This is a genomic window from Carnobacterium sp. ISL-102 (genome assembly GCF_018612935.1).
GTDB classification, from domain to species: Bacteria; Bacillota; Bacilli; order Lactobacillales; family Carnobacteriaceae; genus Carnobacterium_B; species Carnobacterium_B alterfunditum.
Window position 1 is genome coordinate 1 of record NZ_JAGGRF010000056.1, and the last position, 2,851, is coordinate 2,851.

Annotated in this window: 2 protein-coding genes; both read right to left on the minus strand. The window is 37.0% G+C overall.

Translation table 11 applies throughout. The annotated features are described in order from the left end of the window. Nucleotides 1–271 precede the first annotated feature (271 nt). Complete coding sequence (istB, locus tag J7E16_RS11345) at nucleotides 272–1,024, minus strand: IS21-like element helper ATPase IstB (RefSeq protein ID WP_214891745.1); 753 nt, start codon at nucleotides 1,022–1,024, stop codon at nucleotides 272–274. Further along, nucleotides 1,021–2,568: an IS21 family transposase gene (istA, locus tag J7E16_RS11350; protein ID WP_214891747.1), complete on the minus strand. Its 1,548-nt coding sequence runs from the start codon at nucleotides 2,566–2,568 to the stop codon at nucleotides 1,021–1,023. The genes istB and istA overlap by 4 nt, the downstream gene beginning before the upstream one ends. Nucleotides 2,569–2,851 lie beyond the last annotated feature (283 nt).

Here is a 2,851-nt window from a genome sequence, read left to right on the forward strand (position 1 = left end):
TTTTTTAGTAGTTAAAATTTCTTCCTAAATAGACGTGTTTGCTGGTAGAAAGCTATGGGACAAAACCTAGGGTAGTGACCCCCAAGAGTTAGATGTCACTCTAACTTTTGGGGGTTGAATATTGCGAAAGATTAGAGCCACTTGTGCGGACTTTAGAGCCAGTGATTGCGTTGGATAGATCCGTTCAGTGCGAGAGAGAAAGCCAGTGATGTGAAAATCACTGGCTTTCTCTCATTTTATTTTTAACCATATTCTGTTATATAGAAGTTAGTTACCTATTTTTTAAGCCATGTCGTTCTCGCATTGAGATTTCACCATCAATTAAAATATTATAAGAATCATGCACGATACGATCGAGAATAGCGTCTGCTATGAGTGCCTCTCCAAGTTTTTCATACCATCCTTCAGGAGCTGTTTGTGAACAAAAGATAGTTGAAGATGTCTTTAAACGAGATTCAATTATTTCAAACAATGTTAAGGTGTGTTCTTCAGGTAATGCTGACAATAACCACTCGTCGATTATGAGTAAATCAACTTTTTTATACTTCTTAATCAATCGACGAAAGCTTCCGTCTGCCTGATTTCTAGCTGAAATAAACTCATCTAGTAGTTCTGGTAGGCGAACATATTTCACTTTATATTGCTGACGACAAGCTTGAATGCCGAAGGCATTTGATAACCATGTTTTTCCGTTACCCGAAGCCCCCATTAGTATAATATTTAAATGTTTTTCTATATAGTTTCCTGCAGCTAGTTCAAGAATAAGGTGTTTATCCAGATGACGGTCAGGGTGATATTCAATATCTTCGATAGCTGCGGAAGGTTCATTAAATTGGGCTTGACTAATCAATCGCTGTAGCTTGTTTGACTGACGACGCGAATACTCATAATCTACTAGTAAATTGAATCGCTCTTCAAACGTCATATCCTTATAATCATGGTTGTTCATTTGCACTTTATAAGAATCAGCCATTGCACTCATATTCATTTCTACTAATTTACGTAAGGTTTCTTCATTTGTCATTTGCGGTTCCCTCCAAAGTAGTTTGCTCCACGCACAAACTCATAGTTTCCACTTGTTTTAATGTCCGTCAGTGATCCATCGTCCTTTGCTTTATCACGTTTTTTATTTCTTGCAAGAATTGTTTTAAATACACTAACTGTAGGGTTAGTGGAGGCAAGCAGTAAGTTTTGAGCAGCGAGATTTAGATCTTCTTTTAAGTGTCTTTTTTCTAGACTACGTAAACTCATTAATTGATTTAACGCTCTTTTTTCAGATCCATTCTGCAATAAAATCTCCACAAACTTTTCCATATTTGATCCGATAGTTTGTGCCCATTCTCGACTGTTATCAGGCGTATGTTCCAAATAAAGACGATGATTATCTGGCATATGATCTGAAAGGGTTGAGAACTGCCCTATTTCTCCAAATAATCGTTTGTGGGATGTAATCCGGACTTCTTTGAAGTATACTTCAAGTAAATCTTTTGAGAGGCGAATATCAACGTCGCTTTGGATATACTCGTATGGGATGGAGTAATACATGCGTTCAATTTGAATGTGGTAGTTTGATTGAACTTTGGCAATTCTCCATTCTGACAACTTAAATCGCGTTTGACGTAAGGGGTTAAGGTAGGCTTTTTCCTCTTCGTCAAATGCTTTTTTTCTTGAACCGGGACGTTTCTGGAACGATTCTTGATTGATTTCATTGAGTTTGTTCAAGATTTGATTATTTAAGTCCCCGATATCAAAACATTGATAATGACGTAAAGCAGCTATAATTTGTCGAGAAATAAACCCAACGGTTCCTTCAACACTAGATTTGTCCTTCGGACTCCGAACCCTGCCGGGAACGATAACCGTTTGATAGTAATCAGCTAATTCACGGTAAGCTTCATTAAGAATAGGTTCTCCTCGAATAGCTTTTATAACCCCAGTTTTTAAATTATCAGGAACCAGTGATTCTGGTACACCGTCGAAATATTCAAATGCATGGATATGTCCTGTTAACCAATTGGCAGACTTCATATCTAGAAAGCCTTCTACATAACTGTATTGACTGTAAGGGAACGTTGCTACGAAAACATATACGGTCAATTTACCTCCGGTTTGACGGTCATTAATAGACAAAGTTGATCCAGCCCAGTCAATCTCTAATACTTCACCCGGTTTTCTTATAATAGGCATGGTTGCCTTATATTTTTTTGCATACTTTCCATATTTTTCTGCAAATGTACGATAAGCATAAGGGACTTTTCCACCATTACGTGCGTATTGCGCATACTCAATGTGGAGTAACTTTAATGTCACGTTTTTTTTCTGTAATTCTTTATGAATCTTTTCCCAATCCGGTGGAAAGTATCCTTTCTCAATCGCTTGTTTCTCTGGAAAGAGAAATTCTTCAAGCTGATGATTGTTCATAGTGTCAATCAAACTTTCTAATCCGAGCTTTTCAGCACGTTTGATGACTTCTGAAACTGTGTTTCTCGAACTTCCAACGCTAGTGCTAATAGTTCGTTGGGAAACCTTTTTGAAATGTAATTCCAGAATCTTACGGTATTGAATCATTAAAAAACCTCCTATATACAGTGTCGTACCTGAGGGTACGCAACTTCAGTATACAGAAGGTTACTTTTATTTAGCTATCTAATTTTGTGTGGCACACTAACACGCAATCACTGGCTCTAAATTCCGCATTCACTGGCTCACTTTTCCGCACAAGTGGCTCAAATGGTCCGCAATACTCAGGGGTCGCTACCCTTTCAAAATTATCTTGCTTCTTGCTGTTTTGTTCGTTTTTTATTTCTAGTTTTTTTTAATATTTTTTTTTTATTTTTTTTTTTTTTTTTTT

Bases quoted from the DNA above. Each gene is read 5' to 3' on its own strand.
- istA (WP_214891747.1), bottom strand. From the start codon at position 2,568: ATGATTCAATACCGTAAGATTCTGGAATTACATTTCAAAAAGGTTTCC.
- istB (WP_214891745.1), bottom strand. From the start codon at position 1,024: ATGACAAATGAAGAAACCTTACGTAAATTAGTAGAAATGAATATGAGT.